Below are 15,892 nucleotides of genomic sequence, written 5' to 3'. Positions count from 1 at the left end.
ATCAGATCTCCGAGGCCAGTTCGTCGAGCAGCGCCTTGTGCGCGTTCGCATCGATCTCGCGCTTGAGCAGCTTCTCGGCGCCGCTCACCGCCAGCGCGGAGACCTGCTTGCGCAGTTCCTCGCGGGCGCGGGTGGCGGCCGCCTCGATCTCGGCCTGGGCCAGTTCCTTCTGCCGGTTCGCCTCGGCGATGGCTTCGGACTTGGCGGCCTCGACGATCTGGTTGGCGCGCGCGTGGGCCTGGTCGATGATCTCGTTGGCCTTGGTGCGCGCGTCCTTGAGGGCCTCGTTGACCTTTTCCTGCGCCTGCGCCAGGTCCTTCTGGCTGCGATCGGCCGCGGCCAAGCCTTCGGCGATCTTCTGCTGGCGCTCCTCGATGGCCTTCAGCAGCGGCGGCCAGATTTTGGTCGCCACGATCCAGATCAGGCCAGCAAAGGCCAGCGCCTGGGCAATGATGGTAAAGGTGATGTCCATGGGTCGCTCAATCGATAGTTACGGGTGGCCGCGCCGCCGTGGCGGCGCAGGCCGGGCCTTCATCCGCGACCGGAGCGCGCCAGGCGCTCCGGCCACATCCCGCTATCGCTGGATCAGCCGCCGATCTGCGGCAGGCGCGAGACGAACTCGCCGACCAGCGGGTTGGCGAAGGCGAACAGCAGGCCGACGGCGACGCTGATGATGAACGCGGCGTCGATCAGGCCGGCGGTGATGAACATGCGGACCTGCAGCACCGGGATCAGCTCCGGCTGGCGGGCAGCCGACTCGAGGAACTTACCAGCCATGATGGCCAGACCGAGACCAGCACCCAGCGCGGCCAGGCCGATCATGATGCCGACGGCGAGGACGGTGGAGCTCTGGACTTGGGCGAGGTTGGTCAGGACGGCGAGGTACATGGTTTTCTCCAGGAACGAAGTTGCTTAAGGGTGATGAAGCGGATGAAGGGTGCAGCGAAACTCAGTGGCTGTCTTCCGACAGGCTCAGGTACACGATCGACAGCATCATGAAGATGAAGGCCTGCAGCGGAATGACCAGCAGGTGGAACAGCATCCAGCCGAAGCCGAAAGCGCCACCGGCGATCGCGCCGAACACGCCGGCGCCGCCGAGCACCCAGATCAGCAGGAACACGATCTCGCCGCCGAACATGTTGCCGAACAGTCGCATCGCCAGCGAAATCGGCTTGCTCAGCCACTCGACGATGTTGAGGATGAGGTTGAACGGCATCATCCACTTGCCGAACGGCGCGGTCAGGAACTCGTGGACGAAGCCGCCGATGCCCTTGGAGCGCAGCGAGAAGAACACCATCAGGAAGAACACGCTGATCGACATGCCGAGGGTGGCATTGACGTCGGCGGTCGGCACCGGCTTCCAGGCGTGGATGCCGACCCAGCCCAGCGGGGCGACGATGAAGTCGGCCGGGATCATCTTGATGAGGTTCATCAGGAGGATCCAGAAGAACAGGGTGATCGCGATCGGCGTCACCAGCTTGCTGCTGCCGTGGTAGGTGTCCTTGGCCTGGCGGTCGACGAACTCCAGGCAGATCTCCACGAACGCCTGCCACTTGCCCGGCACGCCGGCGGTGGCCTTGCGGGTCGCCAGCCAGAACGCGAACACCATCAGCAGGCCCATCAGCACGGCCATCACCAGCGTATCGACGTGCAGCACCCAGAACTTGCTGCCTTCCTTGAGCGGAACGGTCAGGTTGTGCAGGTGGTGCTGGATGTAGGAGGTGGGGGTCAGTGCCTCGCCTGCCATGTTGTCCGGAGCCCTTTAACTTGAATTTGGTTCAACGTCTGGCCAGGGCCAGAACCTGAAAGATCATCGCGACGGCGATACCCGCCAGCAGGGCCGTTGCAGGCAGCCGCCACCAGGCAAAGCCCAGCGCAAGCGCCACGATCACCAGCACCCACTTGAGCACCATCGCCAGGACCAGCCGGGTCATCGCCGCGCCTGCGGCCTGGACCCCGCCTCCCAGCGCCGTACGCGCCGCGACCCAGCCACCGGCGACGGTGGCGATGCCGGTCAGCGCGACGCCGAACGCGTACCTGCCTCCCACCAGAAGGAACAACAAACTGGCTATAGCTACCGCGACCAACGGATATACCGCTGCGCGCAGCATAAGCCGCCGACCCGTTTCCACGGGGTTCAGCACGTGAGTTCCTTTGACCTGAAGATGGAGGTAAGACGCGGATGCGCCTCGTCGAGCCGCGAAATTATAGCAATGCCGCAATTTGCGAGACAACCGGGACAAGTCATGGATTTGCTGCGGCGCAAAATCGCCAAACCCGCTCGTTGTAAGCGTTTTTTCGCGCGGAACTTTTGCCGGAGCGGCCTGTCTGAGCTTGCGGGCCTGCTTCCATTCCTCGTCGACAGCTCCTTGGCAGGCCGTGAAGCCCCGGGCAACCGGGGCTTCCTTTTGCGGGATCCGCAAGGCTCCGCGCGCGGATCCGCCTCCATTCGGCCCGTCGTGACGACGCGTCCACCGCCGTGACCCCGCCATGAACGCGAGGGCAGCGGGAGACCATACCTTCACGGATGTTGGACGAACGCGCTTTGCATAGTCGGGGCTCCGGGCGCGATCGCCCACGCCATCGAACACGGAGCCCCCGATGAAACACCTGCTCGCCCTCGTCCTGCCATGCGCGCTCGCCGCTGCGACGATCCCGCTCGCCCACGCCGCCGACGGCGACGACCGTTTCCAGCTGCGCCTGGGCGCGATGAACATCGACAACGACAACACGCTGCGCGGCGACACCGAGATCGACGGGCGATCGCTGTCCGGCTCGGAGGATTTCTCGTTCGGCGGCAAGGAATGGGAGCCGCGCGTGGATGGCCTGTTCCGCATCAGCCAGCGCCAGCGCCTGATCTTCGACTACTTCAAGTACGACAAGGACCGCCGCGAGACGCTCGGCGAGACGGTCAGCTACGGCGGCGTGACGGTGCCGTCGGGCAGCTTCGTCAAGGGCGAGCTGAAGTACCAGGTGGCCAGCCTGGTCTACGACTACTCGGTGGTGGACACGCCCCGCGCCAGCCTCGGCCTGCAGATCGGCGCGGAGTGGGCCAAGGTGTCCGCGAAGGGCTATGCCGACCTCGGCGACCTCTATACCGGCACCTTCGCCGACGAGAAGGAGGACGGCACCGCGCCGGTGGTCGGCCTGCGCTTCACCGCGCATCCGGGCGAACGCTGGCTGTTCAACATCCAGGGCCAGTACCTCAACACCGACTGGGGCGACTTCGGCGACTACGACGGCGACCTGAGCCGCGCCAACGCGATCGTCGAGTACCGCTTCACGCCGAACTTCGGCGTGTTCGTCGGCTACGACTGGTTCAAGCTCGACGTCGACCGCAAGGAGGACGCCGTGACGACCATCGGCCTGAAACAGGAGTTCAAGGGGCCGGTGGCGGGCATCACGCTGGCCTTCTGAACCGGTGGCGGGGTGCGAAGCGGGGCGCCCGGCAGCGGGCGCCCCGCGGACTACGGATTCGCGGCGGGCGGAGGCATCAGGTGCGTGGCGACGCAGATGTAGTCGGCCAGCGGCATCTCGCCGATCCCGGCGCGCCGTTCGTCGATCCGTTCCGGTGCCTCCATCGGCTTGGGAACCCACTTCCCGTCCACTGCCAGGAGCTGGCTGCCGTAGCGTTGCGGCTTGCCCTGCGCGGCCAGCACGCGATCGGTCAGCATCGCGAACTGGCGGGGCGTCACCTGTCCGCTGTCGAGCAAAGGCGCCAGCCGCGCCAGCACGTCGGCCTGGAATCCGGGATCGCGGTCCGCGTGCTGCACCAGTAGCCACGCGGCAGCCAGGCCGTCCTCCCCCACCTTGGCGACGTCCGGCAGCCCGCCGTGGTCGGCGGCGATGCGCTTGATCCTGGAAAGGTTCGCCGCATCGACCTCGGCCATCCGCTGCACCGCCGCTTGCGACCAATCGCCGTTGCGGGCCTCCTGGTCGATCCGTTCCATGTCCAGCAATTGCCGGCGGAGTTCCGGCTCGCTCGGCGGCGCGGTTTCCGTGCCGGGGCCTTTGCGCTGCAAGGGATGGCCATGCACGCGGACGAACTCCGCGGCCCCGGGGCATTGGGCGAGCGCCGCCACGAGGGCCGGGTCGTCCGCCGGTTGCGCCATGGCCGTGCCCGCCCAGGCCAGGAACGCCATCGCGATCTTCCGTCGCATCCGCACCGCTCCATGCGTGGTCGAAAGCCGATTATGCCCGCGCCGCCCGGGACCGGCACCCCAGGAACGACGACGCCCCGGCAGGCGGGGCGTCGTCGCGTCCGGCGGAAGCGTTCCGCCTACTTCTTCTTCGGGATGTACAGGTCGGTGATGGTGCCGTCGTAGACCTCGGCGCTCATGCCGACCGATTCGCTCAGGGTCGGGTGGGCGTGGATGGTGTGGCCGATGTCCTCGGCTTCGGCGCCCATCTCGATCGCCAGGCCGATCTCGGCCAGCAGGTCGCCGGCGTGCACGCCGACGATGGCACCGCCGATCACGCGGTGGGTCTCCTCGTCGAAGATCAGCTTGGTGAAGCCCTCGGTGCGGCCGATGCCGATCGCGCGGCCGCTGGCGGCCCACGGGAACTTGGCCACGCCGACCTTCAGGCCCTTGGCCTTGGCCTCGGTCTCGGTGACGCCGACCCAGGCGATTTCCGGGTTGGTGTAGGCCACCGACGGGATCACCCGCGCCACCCATTCCTTCTTCTCGCCGAAGGCGACCTCGGCGGCGAGCTTGCCTTCGTGCGTGGCCTTGTGCGCCAGCATCGGATTGCCGACGATGTCGCCGATCGCGAAGATGTGCGGCACGTTGGTGCGCATCTGCCGGTCGACCGGGATGAAGCCGCGCTCGGTGACCTGCACGCCGGCCTTCTCGGCATCGATCTTCTTGCCGTTCGGCGCGCGCCCGACCGCGACCAGCACGCGGTCGAAGGTGCCCTGCTCCAGCGCCGGCTTCTCGCCCTCGGTGGCCGATTCGAAGCTGACCGTGATGCCCTTCTTGTCGGCGCTGACGCCGGCGGCCTTGGTCTTGAGGTGCACCTCGATGCCCTGCTTCTTCAGGCGGTCGGCCAACGGCTTGACCAGGTCCTTGTCGGCGCCCGGCATCAGCTGGTCCATGAACTCGACCACGGTGACCTGGCTGCCCAGCGCGCTGTACACGGTGGCCATCTCCAGGCCGATGATGCCGCCGCCGACGACCAGCAGCTTCTTGGGCACCTCGGCCAGCTCCAGCGCGTCGGTGGAATCCATCACGCGCGGGTCGCCCCACGGGAAGTTCGGCAGCTTCACCGCCTGCGAGCCGGCGGCGATGATGCATTGCTCGAAGCGCAGCAACTGGGTCTTGCCGTCGGCGCCGGCGATCTCCAGCTCGTTGGCCGAGACGAACTTCGCCACGCCGGTGACGGTGCGCACCTTGCGCTGCTTGGCCATGCCGGCCAGGCCCTTGGTCAGGGTGCCGACGACCTTTTCCTTGTACTCGCGCAGCTTGTCGAGCGCGATCTTCGGCTTGCCGAACTCGACGCCGAAATCGCCGGCATGCGCGACCTCGTCGATCACCGCGGCGGCATGCAGCAGCGCCTTGGACGGGATGCAGCCGACGTTGAGGCAGACGCCGCCGAGCGAGGCGTAGCGCTCGACCAGCACGGTATCCATGCCCAGGTCGGCCGAACGGAACGCGGCGGTGTAGCCGCCGGGGCCGGCACCGAGCACGACCATGCGGCATTCGATGTCGGCCTTGCGGCCGCTGGACGGCAGCGCCTGCGCGACCACCGCCGGGTCCGGCGCGCGGTGCGACGGGGTCACCGGCGGCTTGCTGGTCGGGACCTCGGCCTTGGCCGGCGCCGGCTTGGCGGCGGCCTCGCCCTCGCTGTCCAGCACCACGACCACGTCGCCCTGCGACAGGGTGTCGCCGACCTTGACCTTCAGGGCCTTGACCACGCCGGCCGCCGAGGACGGCACCTCCAGGGTGGCCTTGTCCGACTCCAGCGTCACCAGGCCCTGGTCCTTGGCGACGGTGTCGCCGACGGCCACCAGCACTTCGATCACCGGCACGTCGCTGTAGTCGCCGATATCCGGAACCTTGACCTCGATCTCCGCCATGGGATTCTCCTCATTGCCCCGCCGGCGGGTCGCGGCGACGGGTATTGCAGCATGTGTAGGGGCGGCGCCAGGCGGCGCCGGAGCGGGCGCGGCGCCTCGTTACAGCAGCACGCGCCGCATGTCGGCCAGCACCTGGCTCAGGTAGGTGGTGAAGCGCGCGGCCAGCGCACCGTCGATGACGCGATGGTCGTAGCTCAGCGACAGCGGCAGCATCAGGCGCGGGGCGAACTGCTTGCCGTCCCAGACCGGCTGGATCGAGGACTTGGACACGCCCAGGATCGCCACTTCCGGCGCATTGACGATCGGCGTGAACGCGGTGCCGCCGATGCCGCCGAGCGAGCTGATCGAGAAGCAGCCGCCGCTCATGTCGGCCGGGCCGAGCTTGCCGTCGCGCGCCTTCTTGGCCAGCTCGGCGGTCTCCTGCGCGATCTGGTTGACGCCCTTCTTGTCCACGTCGCGGATCACCGGCACGACCAGGCCGTTCGGCGTGTCGGCGGCGAAGCCGATGTGGAAGTACTTCTTGAGCGTGAGGTTCTCGCCGCCCGCGTCGAGCGAGGCGTTGAACTCGGGGAACTGCCTGAGCGCGGCCGCGCTGGCCTTGATCAGGAACGCCAGCATGGTCAGCTTGACGCCCGACTTGGCCTTCTCGGCTTCCTTGTTGAGCTGCACGCGCAGTTCTTCCAGCTCGGTGATGTCGGCCTGGTCGAACTGGGTGACGTGCGGGATCATCGCCCAGTTGCGGGCGAGGTTGGCGCCGGAGATCTTCTTGATGCGCGACAGCGGCTGGGTCTCGACCTCGCCGAACTTGGCGAAGTCCACCTTCGGCCACGGCAGCAGGTTGAGGCCGCCGCCCGCCGCGGCGGCTCCGCCGGCCGCGGCCGGCACGCGGCCGCTCAGCGCGGCCTTGACGAACTTCTGCACGTCCTCGCGGGTGATGCGGCCGCCCTTCTCGGTGCCCTTGACCTGGTTCAGGTCGACGCCCAGTTCGCGCGCGAACACGCGCACCGCCGGGCTGGCGTACGGGACCTTCGACGGCAGCACGCTGTCGGCGTCGAACGTGACCGGCGGGGTGCTCGGCGCGCCGGCGGACGGCGCCGCCGCCACCGGGGCGGCCTGCTCCTGCCGGATCTCGCGCTCGGCGAGCCGGTCGGGCTGGGCCGGGTACGCCACCGGCGCGACCTGGGCGCCGGTCTCGGCGGACGCCACGCCGCGCGTCGGCACCGCGGCGGCGCCCTCGGCCTCGATCAGCGCGACGATGCTGCCCTGCGACAACGCATCGCCGACCTTGACCTTGATCTCCTTGACCACGCCGGCCACCGACGAGGGCACTTCCATCGTCGCCTTGTCCGACTCGAGCGTCACCAGGCCCTGGTCCTTGGCGACCGTGTCGCCGACCGACACCAGCACCTCGATCACCGGCACGTCGGTGTAGTCGCCGATGTCCGGCACGCGCGCCTCGACCACGCCGCCGGAGGCGGGCTTGGCGGCCTCGGCCTTCGCCGGCGCAGCCGGGGCCGGCTCGGACTTCGCCGCGGGCGCCGGGGCGGCGGCCTTCGCGGCCGGCTGGGCGCCTTCCTCGGCGGCTTCGATCAGCGCCACGACATTGCCCTGCGACAGCGTGTCGCCGACCTTGACCTTGATCTCCTTGACCACGCCGGCCACCGACGAGGGCACTTCCATCGTCGCCTTGTCGGACTCGAGCGTGACCAGGCTCTGGTCCTTCTTGACCGTGTCGCCGACCGACACCAGCACTTCGATCACCGGAACATCGCTGTAGTCACCGATATCGGGGACAAGTGCTTCCTTGATTTCGGCCATTACGGTACTCCGGCAACTGATGGGAAACCCCTATTGTGGCCGGCCGCGGGCGCAGCGCCAACCATTGCCGGGAAAGCTGCGCAAATGGCATGGCCCTCATTCCGTTTTGGCATCGCCGGCATCGCGCGACTTCAGTTCCACGCGCAACAGATCCAGCGGTGCGCCCGAAGGGAGACGATACGCCAGCGCATTGTCGAGGGCGTCTAGCGCCTGCATGCGCTGGCACAGGCGCAAGGCCAGCGGTTCGAGCCTGCGCGCCTGCGGTTCGACGATCTTCTCGATGCGTGCGTCCAGCCCGTCCAGCGAGCGCAACCGCGGTTCGCCGCCGGCCAGCGCGACCTGCACCGCGCCTGCGACGGCATCGCCGATCACCTGCGGCAGCAGCTCCTCGACCAGCGAGCCGATCTCGCCGTCGATGTCCACCTCGGTGAACTTGCCGCCGCTGAAGTCCTGGCGCAGGCGCGTGTCGAGCTTGTCGCGCACCTGCCCGAGCTGGTCGCGGGTCCTGGCGGGATCGCGGCTGAACCCGGCCGCGACCTCGCCGAGCGCGGTCAACGCGATGTCGGCCGCCTGCCGGCCGACTTCCTGCGCCAGCGGCACGGTCTGGCGCGTCTCGCGCTCGAATGCGGCGACCCGCTCGCCGTCCTCCTTCGACAGCGCCACCCACGCGTCGTCGACGAACATCCGGCCCTGGCGCATCACGATGCGCCGGGGCGCGCCGTCCTGCTTGATCAGGATCAGGCTGCGATCGTTGAGGGTGAGGTCGTAGTCGCTTTCGACGTCGCAGCGGACATTGCCGAGGCGGGTGTCGGCGTAAAGCGCCGGGCTGGCGAGCAGCAGGGTGGACACGGCAAGGAATCGCAACATGGCACGGCTCCGCGTGGTCATTACCCGGCATGTTGCCGGGACCGCCCGCCCGCCGCCCGTGCCGAAGGCGGGCATGACTTCCGGCAGCGCCGCGCTCAGCCGCGCAGGTACGGCAGCAGCGCGCTCCAGGCCCGTTCCAGGCGCGCCAGCGTGAACGCCGCATTGGCCGGACTGGTGGACGGCAGCGCCAGCACCGCCGGCGCGCGCGGCGACGCCGCCAGCTGCGGTGCGATATGGCGGCGCCACGCCTGCGCCGCGGTCGCGCCATTGCAGGCCACCACCGATATCTCGGGCAACGCGGCCAGCAGCTCCGGCAGCGGGTTCGGCACGATGCTCGCGCGGTCGATCGACGCATCGAGGCTGCCGTTGCGGACGCATTGCCCGATCACGTCCCACACGCCGACGCCGGAACGTTTCAGCGCGGCGATCCTGGCCGGGTAATCCAGCGCCGGATCGAACCGGAGCAGTCGCGCCATCAACGGCCAGAACCGGTTGCGCGGGTGCGCGTAATAGCGCGATTGCGCCAGCGATTGCGCGCCGGGCATGGAACCGAGCACGAGCACGCGGCAATGCGCGTCGAGCTGCGCGGGCAAGCCTTGGAGGAGCGTGTTCTTCGTCACGATGGCTGCATCTGGATGAACATCGGCAATGGCATGGAACCAGCGACGCCGCGGGTTTTCCCGCGAATTGCTGAATGAAAACGACGGCGTGCCGCCCGGGGTCGGCATCGATTCATATCGGCCGGACTACGGTGTGCCGCGCCCACCTCCACGGGCCTACGAGAAGAAAGAGGAGTCACCTCATGCGTTCGATTTCCATCCTGAGCCTGGCCACCGTCACTGCCCTCGCCTTTGCGCCTGCCGCGTTCGCGCAGGATACGGCCACCGCGCAACAGGACATCTACGGCAACCCGGTCAGCAACGAAACCGCTTCGGGCAAGCACTGGGCCGTCGTCGGCAGCGCCACGATCCTGCAGCCGAAGAGCGATCCTGCCACGGGCGTGAAGAAGCTCGACGGCGATGTCGCGCCCACGATCAGCGCCAGCTACTTCATCAACGACAACTGGGCGGTCGAATTGTGGGGCGCGGCCGACAAGTTCAACCACCGCGTCAAGAGCGACGCCGGCAAGATCGGCACGGTCGAGCAGCAACCGGTCGCGCTGAGCGCGCAGTACCACTTCGGCCAGGCCGACAACACCTTCCGCCCGTTCGTCGGCGTGGGCTACTACGAGTCGAAGTTCAGCAACGAGAAGATCGACGCGCTGGCGGGCGCCGACGGCCGGGTCGGCGTGGACAAGGCCAAGGGCGCGATCGGCACGGTCGGCGTCGACATGAACATCAACTCGACCTGGTTCGCCCGTGCCGATGCGCGCTACATGCACGCGCGCCCGGACGTCACCGTCGGCGGCGAGGGCACCGGCCAGGACCTGAAGCTGGATCCGTGGACCGTGGGCGTCGGCATCGGCGCGCGGTTCTGACCGCATCGTCCATCGCGATCTCGGAAGAAACGGGCCGCAAGGCCCGTTTCTTCTTGGCGGCCCCGGAACGCCCGTTCCACGCCGGGCGCCGCGGTGCGCGCCGGCGCCGGCTGCCCGCATACGGGCACGCCTTCCGCGGAGAAAACCGGGTCGCGCGCCCGGGATCAGAACGCCGGCAGCACCGCGCCGTGGTACTTCTGCTCGATGAAGGCCTTCACTTCCGGGCTGGTCAACGCCTTGGCGAGCTTCTGCACGCGCGGGTCGTCCTTGTTGTCGGCGCGGGCGACCAGGTAGTTCACGTACGGCGAGTCCTTGCTCTCGATCGCCAGCGCGTCCTGGGTGGGATTGAGGCCGGCATCGAGCGCGTAGTTGGTGTTGATCAGCGCCAGATCGACCTGGTCGAGCACGCGCGGCAGCATCGCCGAGTCCAGCTCGCGGAACTTCAGGCCCTTGGGGTTCTCGACGATGTCGCGTTGGGTCGACAACGCATTGGCGGGATCCTTCAGTTTGATCAGCCCGGCCTTGTCGAGCAGGATCAGCGCGCGGCTGTTGTTGCTCGGGTCGTTGGGGATCACCACGTCCGCGCCCTGCGGCAGCTCGGCCAGCGACTTGTAGCGGCGCGAGTAGGCGCCGAACGGCTCGATGTGCACGCCGACCACGGTCACCAGGTCGCTCTTGCGGTCGCGGTTGTAGGCGTCCAGGTACGGCTCGGTCTGGAAGTAGTTGACGTCGATCTGCTTCTGCACCACCTGGTCGTTGGGCTGCACGTAGTCGTTGAACACGTGCACGTCGAGCTTGACGCCCTCCTTTTCCAGCAGCGGCTTGACCACGTCGAGGATCTCGGCGTGCGGCACCGCGGTGGCGGCGACGCTGAGCGTGTCGCCCTTGGAGGACGACGCGCCGCCGCAGGCGGACAGCGCCAGCGCGGAGGCGACCAGCAACAACGGACGGAGCAGGAAGGTCTTCATCGGCGATTCCAAGGGGGGAGAGTGGGAAACCGTAGCAAAACAGACTGCCTGTGGAAGGGTTTCAACCGCTCCCACGGGCGGATCGACCCGCAGGCGAACCGGCTCAACGCCGGCTGTAGTGCGCCACCAGCCGGTCGCCGAGCATCTGCAGCACCTGCACCAGCACCAGCAGCAGCACGACCGTGACCAGCGCGACATCCGAGCGCGAGCGCAGGTAGCCCTCGCGGTAGGCGACGTCGCCGAGTCCGCCCGAGCCGATCGCGCCGCCCATCGCGGTGAAGCCGATCAGCGCGATCGTGGTCACGGTGGCGCCGGCGATCAGGCCCGGCAGCGCTTCCGGCAGCAGCACCTTGAACACCAGCTGGCGGGTGGTCGCGCCCATCGCCTGGCTGGCCTCGACCACGCCGCGGTCGACCTCGCGCAGCGCGGTCTCGACCAGCCGCGCGTAGAACGGCGCGGCGCCGACCACCAGCGGCAGGATCGCGCCGCGCACGCCCAGCGAGGTGCCCATCAGCGCCAGCGTCAGCGGGATCATCGCGATCATCAGGATGATGAAGGGCACCGAGCGCAGCAGGTTGACCACCAGCGCCAGCACGCCGTGCAGCACCGGGCGGCGGCGCAGCTGCGGCGAACCGCTGAGGAACAGCAGCACGCCCAGCGGCAGCCCGATCAGCAGGGTCAGGGGCAGCGAACCGGCCAGCATCGACAGGGTGTCGAGCGTGGCGCGGCCGATCTCGCCCCACTTGGCGGCATCGAGGTTGCGGAAGAAGCCGTCCGCGGCGGCGATCAGCGGGGCGTTCATGCGCGCAATTCCTCCACGTGCACGCCGGCGGCGGCGAATCCCGCCTGCGCCGCGGCGATGTCGCCGCCGACCAGCGCGACGGTCAGCTGGCCGTACGGCGTGTCCTTGATGCGGTCGATGCGGCCGGACAGGATGTTGTAGTCCACGCCGGTATCGCGCGCGATCCGGCCCAGCAGCGGCTGGTAGGTGTCGCCGCCGAGGAAGGTCAGGCGCACGATGCGCCCGGCCACCGCGTCGAAATCGCGGTGCAGTTCGCCCTCGTCGACGTGCTCGGCCTCGGAAACGAAGCGGCGCGTGGTCGGGTGCTGCGGATGCAGGAACACCTGCGTCACCGGCCCGCTCTCGACCAGGTGGCCGGCATCGAGCACGGCGACGCGGTCGCAGACGCGGCGGATCACGTCCATCTCGTGGGTGATCAGCACGATCGTCAGGCCCAGCTCGCGGTTGATCTTCGCCAGCAGCGCCAGCACCGCGGCGGTGGTCTGCGGGTCGAGCGCGCTGGTGGCCTCGTCGCACAGCAGGATCCGCGGACGCGTGGCCAGCGCGCGGGCGATCCCGACGCGCTGCTTCTGCCCGCCCGACAGCTGCGCCGGGTACTTGCCGGCATGCGCCTGCAGGCCCACGGTGCCCAGCAGCTCGGCCACGCGCGCGTCGATCTCGGCGCGCGGCGTGCCGGCCAGCTCGAGCGGGAAGGCGACGTTGCCGGCCACGGTGCGCGAGGACAGCAGGTTGAAGTGCTGGAAGATCATGCCGATCCGCCGGCGCAGCGCGCGCAGGCCGTCGCGGTCCAGTGCCGTGGCGTCCTGGCCGTCGATCAGCAGGCGCCCGCCGCTGGGCTCCTCCAGCCGGTTGATCAGCCGGATCAGCGTGGACTTGCCGGCGCCCGAATGGCCGATGATGCCGAACACCTCGCCGGCCCGGATCTCCAGGTCCAGCGGATGCAGGGCGACGACCTCGCGGCCGGCGACGGAATAGGACTTGTGCAGGCGCTGGAACTGGATCACCGCGCTGGGAACCGGGTCGGGGAACGGGGGGGGCGTGAAGCCTACCAGCGCAGGGCCGGCGCCGGGGGCTTCGAAAGGTGGAATCTTATTCCCATTGGTTCTCAGGCGCCCCGCCAGGCCAGGGTCGCGGCCCCGTCGCGGGACCGTGCCCGGCGGCGGCTTCGTTACGGCGCCCCGGTCCGGCTGCTAGGGTGACGGCCGGCAGACCAGGGGGCAGGACCGTGAGCGCGCCAGGACCGGACGGCAAGGACTACGAGATCAGCCCGCATTGGCTGTGGGCCACGCCGTTGGCGCTGGGGCTGGCGGTGCTGGTGGTGACCGCGCTGATCGTGAAGGGCCGTTATGCCTCGCTGGACGATGCCCTGCGCACCACCGGCAAGGTCGTCGCCCTGCGCGAGCGCTGGCTGAACACCCGAGAGGACGGCCTCGTCAAGTACTACTGCCCGCAGGTGGCGTTCGAAACCGCGCGCGGCCAGCCGGTCCAGTTCGTCGGCGAGGCCTGCTCGACGCAGCGATCGCCCGCGGTCGGTGCCGAGGTCAAGGTCTACTACCGCCCGGACGCGCCGGAGCAGGCGATCGTCGGCGGATTCGTCGGTACCTGGGGCACGCCACTGATCTGGGGCGGGCTGGGCCTGCTGTGCACGGCGCTAGGCCTGTGGCTGGCCGCGCAGGCGATGTCCGCGAAACGCCGGCCGTCGCGCCGCGGCCGCCGTCAACGGAAGCCGGACGGCCGCTGAGCTCCGTCGGACCGGCGGCCTACGGATGGTCCAGGGGCGGCAGCGGCTTCACCTTCCGCACCCGCTCGCGCCGCAGCAGGTAAAGCCCGCTGGCGACGATGATCGCCGCGCCGATCCAGGTCGCCCGGTCCGGCAGCACGCGCCACAGCAGCCAGTCCCAGCCGATCACCCAGACCAGGCCGGTGTACTCCAGCGGCGCCACCATCGAGGCTTCGCCCGACTGGAACGCCCGGGTCAGCGCGACCTGGCCCAGCGCGCCGGCCAGGCCCATGCCGGCGATCAGCGCGGCATGCGCCGGCTGCAGCGGCACCCAGACCGGGATCGCCAGGACCGCCGCGCCGACCGTCATGATCAGCAGGAACCACACCACCATCGACTGCGAGGTGTCGGTGCGGGTGAGCAGGCTGACCGTGACCGAGGCCACCGCGTACGACACCGCCGCCAGCAGCACCATCAGCCCGGGCAACGAGATGATGCCGTCGACGCCCGGCCGCAGCACCACGATCACGCCGACCAGGCCGATGGCGATCGCGGTCCAGCGCCGCGGCCCCACCCGCTCGCCCAGCAACGGCACCGAAAGCGCCGCCACCAGCAGCGGCGAGACGAAGTAGATCGTGTAGGCGGTGGACAGCGGCATGCGCTTCAGCCCGTACACGAAGCAGCCGATCATCGCCATGCCGAGCGCGCCGCGCAGCAGGTGCAGGCCCCAGCGCACCGGCACCATCGAGCGCACGCCGGCGCTGGCCAGCACCCAGGCCAGCACGAACGGCAGCGAGGCACCGCCCCGCAGCATGGTCACCTGCAACGGCGGGTAATGCGCGGACAGCAGCTTCATCGCGGCGTCCATCAGCGAGAAACTGGCGACCGCGGCCAGCATCCACGCGACCGCGCGGACAGGGGAACGAGTGTTGGGCATGCCTCATTATCGCCGGCGACGGCCGCGAAGGCACCGCATCGCCGGCCGGACGCGTGCGCAGGGCGCCGGCGCGGTGCCCCAGGTCGCCACGGCGGCCGCCCGGTTCTAAACTGGACGTCGTTTTTCCCGGGAATACGCCATGCCTTCCTTCGATATCGTCTCCGAGGTCGACAAGCACGAGCTGACCAACGCCGTGGACCAGGCCAACCGCGAGCTGTCCACCCGCTTCGACTTCAAGGGCGTGGACGCGAAGTTCGTGCTCGAGGACGACAAGCTGATCACCCAGTCGGCGCCGAGCGACTTCCAGCTCAAGCAGATGACCGACATCCTGCGCCAGCGCCTGGGCGCGCGCGGCATCGACTTCCGCTGCCTGGAATTCGGCGACGTGGAGACCAACCTCGCCGGCGCGCGCCAGAAGATCACCGTCAAGCAGGGCATCGAGCAGAAGGTCGCCAAGCAGATCGCCGCCAGGATCAAGGAGGCCAAGCTCAAGGTCGACAGCCAGATCAACGGCGACAAGCTGCGCGTCACCGGCAAGAAGCGCGACGACCTGCAGGAGACGATCGCCCTGCTGCGCAAGGCCGAGTTCGAGGTGCCGCTGCAGTTCGACAACTTCCGCGACTGAGGCGGGCGATGCAGCACGACGACGCTCCCGCCGCCAGGCCCGACTACCTGGGCGATACCCGCCGCTGGATCGAGCGCGCGGTGATCGGCCTGAACCTGTGCCCGTTCGCCAAGGCGGTCTACGTCAAGGACCAGGTGCGGCTGGTGCTCAGCGACGCCACCACGCCCGAGGCGCTGCTGGAGCAGCTGGCCGAGGAACTGGTGCTGCTGCGCGATACCCCGGCCGAGCGGATCGACACCACGCTGATCGTGCATCCGGACGTGCTGGGCGATTTCCTCGACTACAACGACTTCCTCGACAACGCCGACGCGGCGGTCGAGGCGCTGGACCTGCAGGGCGTGCTTCAGGTGGCCAGCTTCCACCCCGACTACCAGTTCGCCGGCGCCGCGCCGGACGACATCGGCAACTACACCAACCGCTCGCCGTGGCCGACCCTGCACCTGCTGCGCGAGGACAGCGTCGAGCGCGCCGTCGCCGCGTTCCCCGACCCGGACGTGATCGTGGAGCGCAACCTCGAAACGCTGGACAAGCTCGGCCATGAGGGCTGGGAGAAGCTGTTCCGCTGAATTCCGCCCCGCCCGGTCGTGCGTAGAAGGGGCTTT

General features: G+C 68.9%; 18 protein-coding genes. 5 read left to right on the top strand and 13 right to left on the bottom strand.

The window, feature by feature from the left end; translation table 11 throughout:
- Position 1 precedes the first annotated feature (1 nt).
- From M3M27_RS03590 to M3M27_RS03575, 4 genes are all read right to left on the bottom strand, one after another.
- On the bottom strand, positions 2-472 hold the full coding sequence (locus M3M27_RS03590) for a F0F1 ATP synthase subunit B (protein ID WP_140727227.1): 471 nt from the start codon (positions 470-472) through the stop codon (positions 2-4).
- Positions 473-585: 113 nt separating this feature from the next.
- Positions 586-888 (bottom strand): F0F1 ATP synthase subunit C, encoded by a 303-nt coding sequence (atpE, locus tag M3M27_RS03585; RefSeq protein ID WP_140727231.1) that lies wholly within the window; start codon positions 886-888, stop codon positions 586-588.
- A gap of 61 nt (positions 889-949) precedes the next feature.
- Positions 950-1,747 carry a F0F1 ATP synthase subunit A gene (gene atpB / locus M3M27_RS03580; RefSeq protein ID WP_140727234.1) on the bottom strand — a complete coding sequence of 266 codons (798 nt, stop codon included), beginning with the start codon at positions 1,745-1,747 and terminating at the stop codon, positions 950-952.
- 31 nt (positions 1,748-1,778) lie between these two features.
- Positions 1,779-2,144, bottom strand: a complete 366-nt coding sequence (locus M3M27_RS03575; protein ID WP_140727403.1) for a hypothetical protein — start codon at positions 2,142-2,144, stop codon at positions 1,779-1,781.
- A 457-nt stretch (positions 2,145-2,601) separates the two neighbouring features.
- On the opposite strand from M3M27_RS03575, the gene M3M27_RS03570 reads away from it, so the two are divergent.
- Entirely contained in the window at positions 2,602-3,417 is an 816-nt protein-coding gene (locus M3M27_RS03570) for a hypothetical protein (RefSeq protein WP_140727237.1), read from the top strand.
- Between the two features lie 50 nt (positions 3,418-3,467).
- On the opposite strand, the gene M3M27_RS03565 is transcribed toward M3M27_RS03570, so the two are convergent.
- From M3M27_RS03565 to M3M27_RS03545, 5 genes are all read right to left on the bottom strand, one after another.
- Complete coding sequence (locus M3M27_RS03565) at positions 3,468-4,160, bottom strand: DUF6624 domain-containing protein (RefSeq protein WP_434027175.1); 693 nt, start codon at positions 4,158-4,160, stop codon at positions 3,468-3,470.
- A 119-nt stretch (positions 4,161-4,279) separates the two neighbouring features.
- A complete protein-coding gene (lpdA, locus tag M3M27_RS03560) occupies positions 4,280-6,076 on the bottom strand; it encodes a dihydrolipoyl dehydrogenase (RefSeq protein WP_434027174.1) in 1,797 nt (598 codons plus the stop codon).
- A gap of 99 nt (positions 6,077-6,175) precedes the next feature.
- Positions 6,176-7,894, bottom strand: coding sequence for a dihydrolipoyllysine-residue acetyltransferase (gene aceF / locus M3M27_RS03555; RefSeq protein WP_434027173.1), 1,719 nt, complete (start codon positions 7,892-7,894; stop codon positions 6,176-6,178).
- A gap of 96 nt (positions 7,895-7,990) precedes the next feature.
- Entirely contained in the window at positions 7,991-8,761 is a 771-nt protein-coding gene (locus M3M27_RS03550) for a DUF2884 family protein (RefSeq protein ID WP_434027172.1), read from the bottom strand.
- Between the two features lie 95 nt (positions 8,762-8,856).
- Entirely contained in the window at positions 8,857-9,411 is a 555-nt protein-coding gene (locus M3M27_RS03545) for a DNA-deoxyinosine glycosylase (protein ID WP_434027948.1), read from the bottom strand.
- Positions 9,412-9,563: 152 nt separating this feature from the next.
- Between M3M27_RS03545 and M3M27_RS03540 the strand changes: the two genes are divergently transcribed.
- Positions 9,564-10,238 carry an OmpW/AlkL family protein gene (locus M3M27_RS03540; RefSeq protein WP_140727257.1) on the top strand — a complete coding sequence of 225 codons (675 nt, stop codon included), beginning with the start codon at positions 9,564-9,566 and terminating at the stop codon, positions 10,236-10,238.
- Between the two features lie 164 nt (positions 10,239-10,402).
- Here the strand turns inward: M3M27_RS03540 and M3M27_RS03535 are convergent, their stop codons facing one another.
- From M3M27_RS03535 to M3M27_RS03525, 3 genes are all read right to left on the bottom strand, one after another.
- The gene (locus tag M3M27_RS03535; protein ID WP_140727260.1) at positions 10,403-11,206 is read right to left on the bottom strand and encodes a MetQ/NlpA family ABC transporter substrate-binding protein; all 804 of its coding nucleotides are present in this window, start codon (positions 11,204-11,206) and stop codon (positions 10,403-10,405) included.
- 103 nt (positions 11,207-11,309) lie between these two features.
- Positions 11,310-12,008, bottom strand: coding sequence for a methionine ABC transporter permease (locus tag M3M27_RS03530; protein WP_140727262.1), 699 nt, complete (start codon positions 12,006-12,008; stop codon positions 11,310-11,312).
- Complete coding sequence (locus M3M27_RS03525) at positions 12,005-13,012, bottom strand: methionine ABC transporter ATP-binding protein (RefSeq protein WP_140727264.1); 1,008 nt, start codon at positions 13,010-13,012, stop codon at positions 12,005-12,007. The genes M3M27_RS03530 and M3M27_RS03525 overlap by 4 nt, the downstream gene beginning before the upstream one ends.
- Before the next feature lie 221 nt (positions 13,013-13,233).
- Between M3M27_RS03525 and M3M27_RS03520 the strand changes: the two genes are divergently transcribed.
- Positions 13,234-13,749, top strand: coding sequence for a DUF3592 domain-containing protein (locus M3M27_RS03520; protein WP_177497886.1), 516 nt, complete (start codon positions 13,234-13,236; stop codon positions 13,747-13,749).
- 19 nt (positions 13,750-13,768) lie between these two features.
- Here the strand turns inward: M3M27_RS03520 and M3M27_RS03515 are convergent, their stop codons facing one another.
- Positions 13,769-14,665, bottom strand: coding sequence for a DMT family transporter (locus M3M27_RS03515; RefSeq protein ID WP_434027171.1), 897 nt, complete (start codon positions 14,663-14,665; stop codon positions 13,769-13,771).
- Between the two features lie 139 nt (positions 14,666-14,804).
- Between M3M27_RS03515 and M3M27_RS03510 the strand changes: the two genes are divergently transcribed.
- The gene (locus M3M27_RS03510) at positions 14,805-15,290 is read left to right on the top strand and encodes a YajQ family cyclic di-GMP-binding protein (protein WP_140727270.1); all 486 of its coding nucleotides are present in this window, start codon (positions 14,805-14,807) and stop codon (positions 15,288-15,290) included.
- A gap of 8 nt (positions 15,291-15,298) precedes the next feature.
- Complete coding sequence (locus M3M27_RS03505) at positions 15,299-15,856, top strand: DUF1415 domain-containing protein (protein WP_140727272.1); 558 nt, start codon at positions 15,299-15,301, stop codon at positions 15,854-15,856.
- The last annotated feature ends 36 nt before the right edge of the window (positions 15,857-15,892 follow it).

Origin of the sequence: Xanthomonas boreopolis (assembly GCF_046529185.1) — a bacterium.
Lineage (GTDB): Bacteria > Pseudomonadota > Gammaproteobacteria > Xanthomonadales > Xanthomonadaceae > Pseudomonas_S > Pseudomonas_S boreopolis.
The sequence above is the reverse complement of the archived record's forward strand: the minus strand, read 5'-3'. Positions and strand labels throughout refer to the sequence as shown.

Coding starts and splice junctions, on each gene's coding strand:
- M3M27_RS03590 (WP_140727227.1), bottom strand. CDS start 472: ATGGACATCACCTTTACCATCATTGCCCAGGCGCTGGCCTTTGCTGGC.
- atpE (WP_140727231.1), bottom strand. CDS start 888: ATGTACCTCGCCGTCCTGACCAACCTCGCCCAAGTCCAGAGCTCCACC.
- atpB (WP_140727234.1), bottom strand. CDS start 1,747: ATGGCAGGCGAGGCACTGACCCCCACCTCCTACATCCAGCACCACCTG.
- M3M27_RS03570 (WP_140727237.1), top strand. CDS start 2,602: ATGAAACACCTGCTCGCCCTCGTCCTGCCATGCGCGCTCGCCGCTGCG.
- M3M27_RS03565 (WP_434027175.1), bottom strand. CDS start 4,160: ATGCGACGGAAGATCGCGATGGCGTTCCTGGCCTGGGCGGGCACGGCC.
- lpdA (WP_434027174.1), bottom strand. CDS start 6,076: ATGGCGGAGATCGAGGTCAAGGTTCCGGATATCGGCGACTACAGCGAC.
- aceF (WP_434027173.1), bottom strand. CDS start 7,894: ATGGCCGAAATCAAGGAAGCACTTGTCCCCGATATCGGTGACTACAGC.
- M3M27_RS03550 (WP_434027172.1), bottom strand. CDS start 8,761: ATGTTGCGATTCCTTGCCGTGTCCACCCTGCTGCTCGCCAGCCCGGCG.
- M3M27_RS03540 (WP_140727257.1), top strand. CDS start 9,564: ATGCGTTCGATTTCCATCCTGAGCCTGGCCACCGTCACTGCCCTCGCC.
- M3M27_RS03535 (WP_140727260.1), bottom strand. CDS start 11,206: ATGAAGACCTTCCTGCTCCGTCCGTTGTTGCTGGTCGCCTCCGCGCTG.
- M3M27_RS03530 (WP_140727262.1), bottom strand. CDS start 12,008: ATGAACGCCCCGCTGATCGCCGCCGCGGACGGCTTCTTCCGCAACCTC.
- M3M27_RS03515 (WP_434027171.1), bottom strand. CDS start 14,665: ATGCCCAACACTCGTTCCCCTGTCCGCGCGGTCGCGTGGATGCTGGCC.
- M3M27_RS03510 (WP_140727270.1), top strand. CDS start 14,805: ATGCCTTCCTTCGATATCGTCTCCGAGGTCGACAAGCACGAGCTGACC.
- M3M27_RS03505 (WP_140727272.1), top strand. CDS start 15,299: ATGCAGCACGACGACGCTCCCGCCGCCAGGCCCGACTACCTGGGCGAT.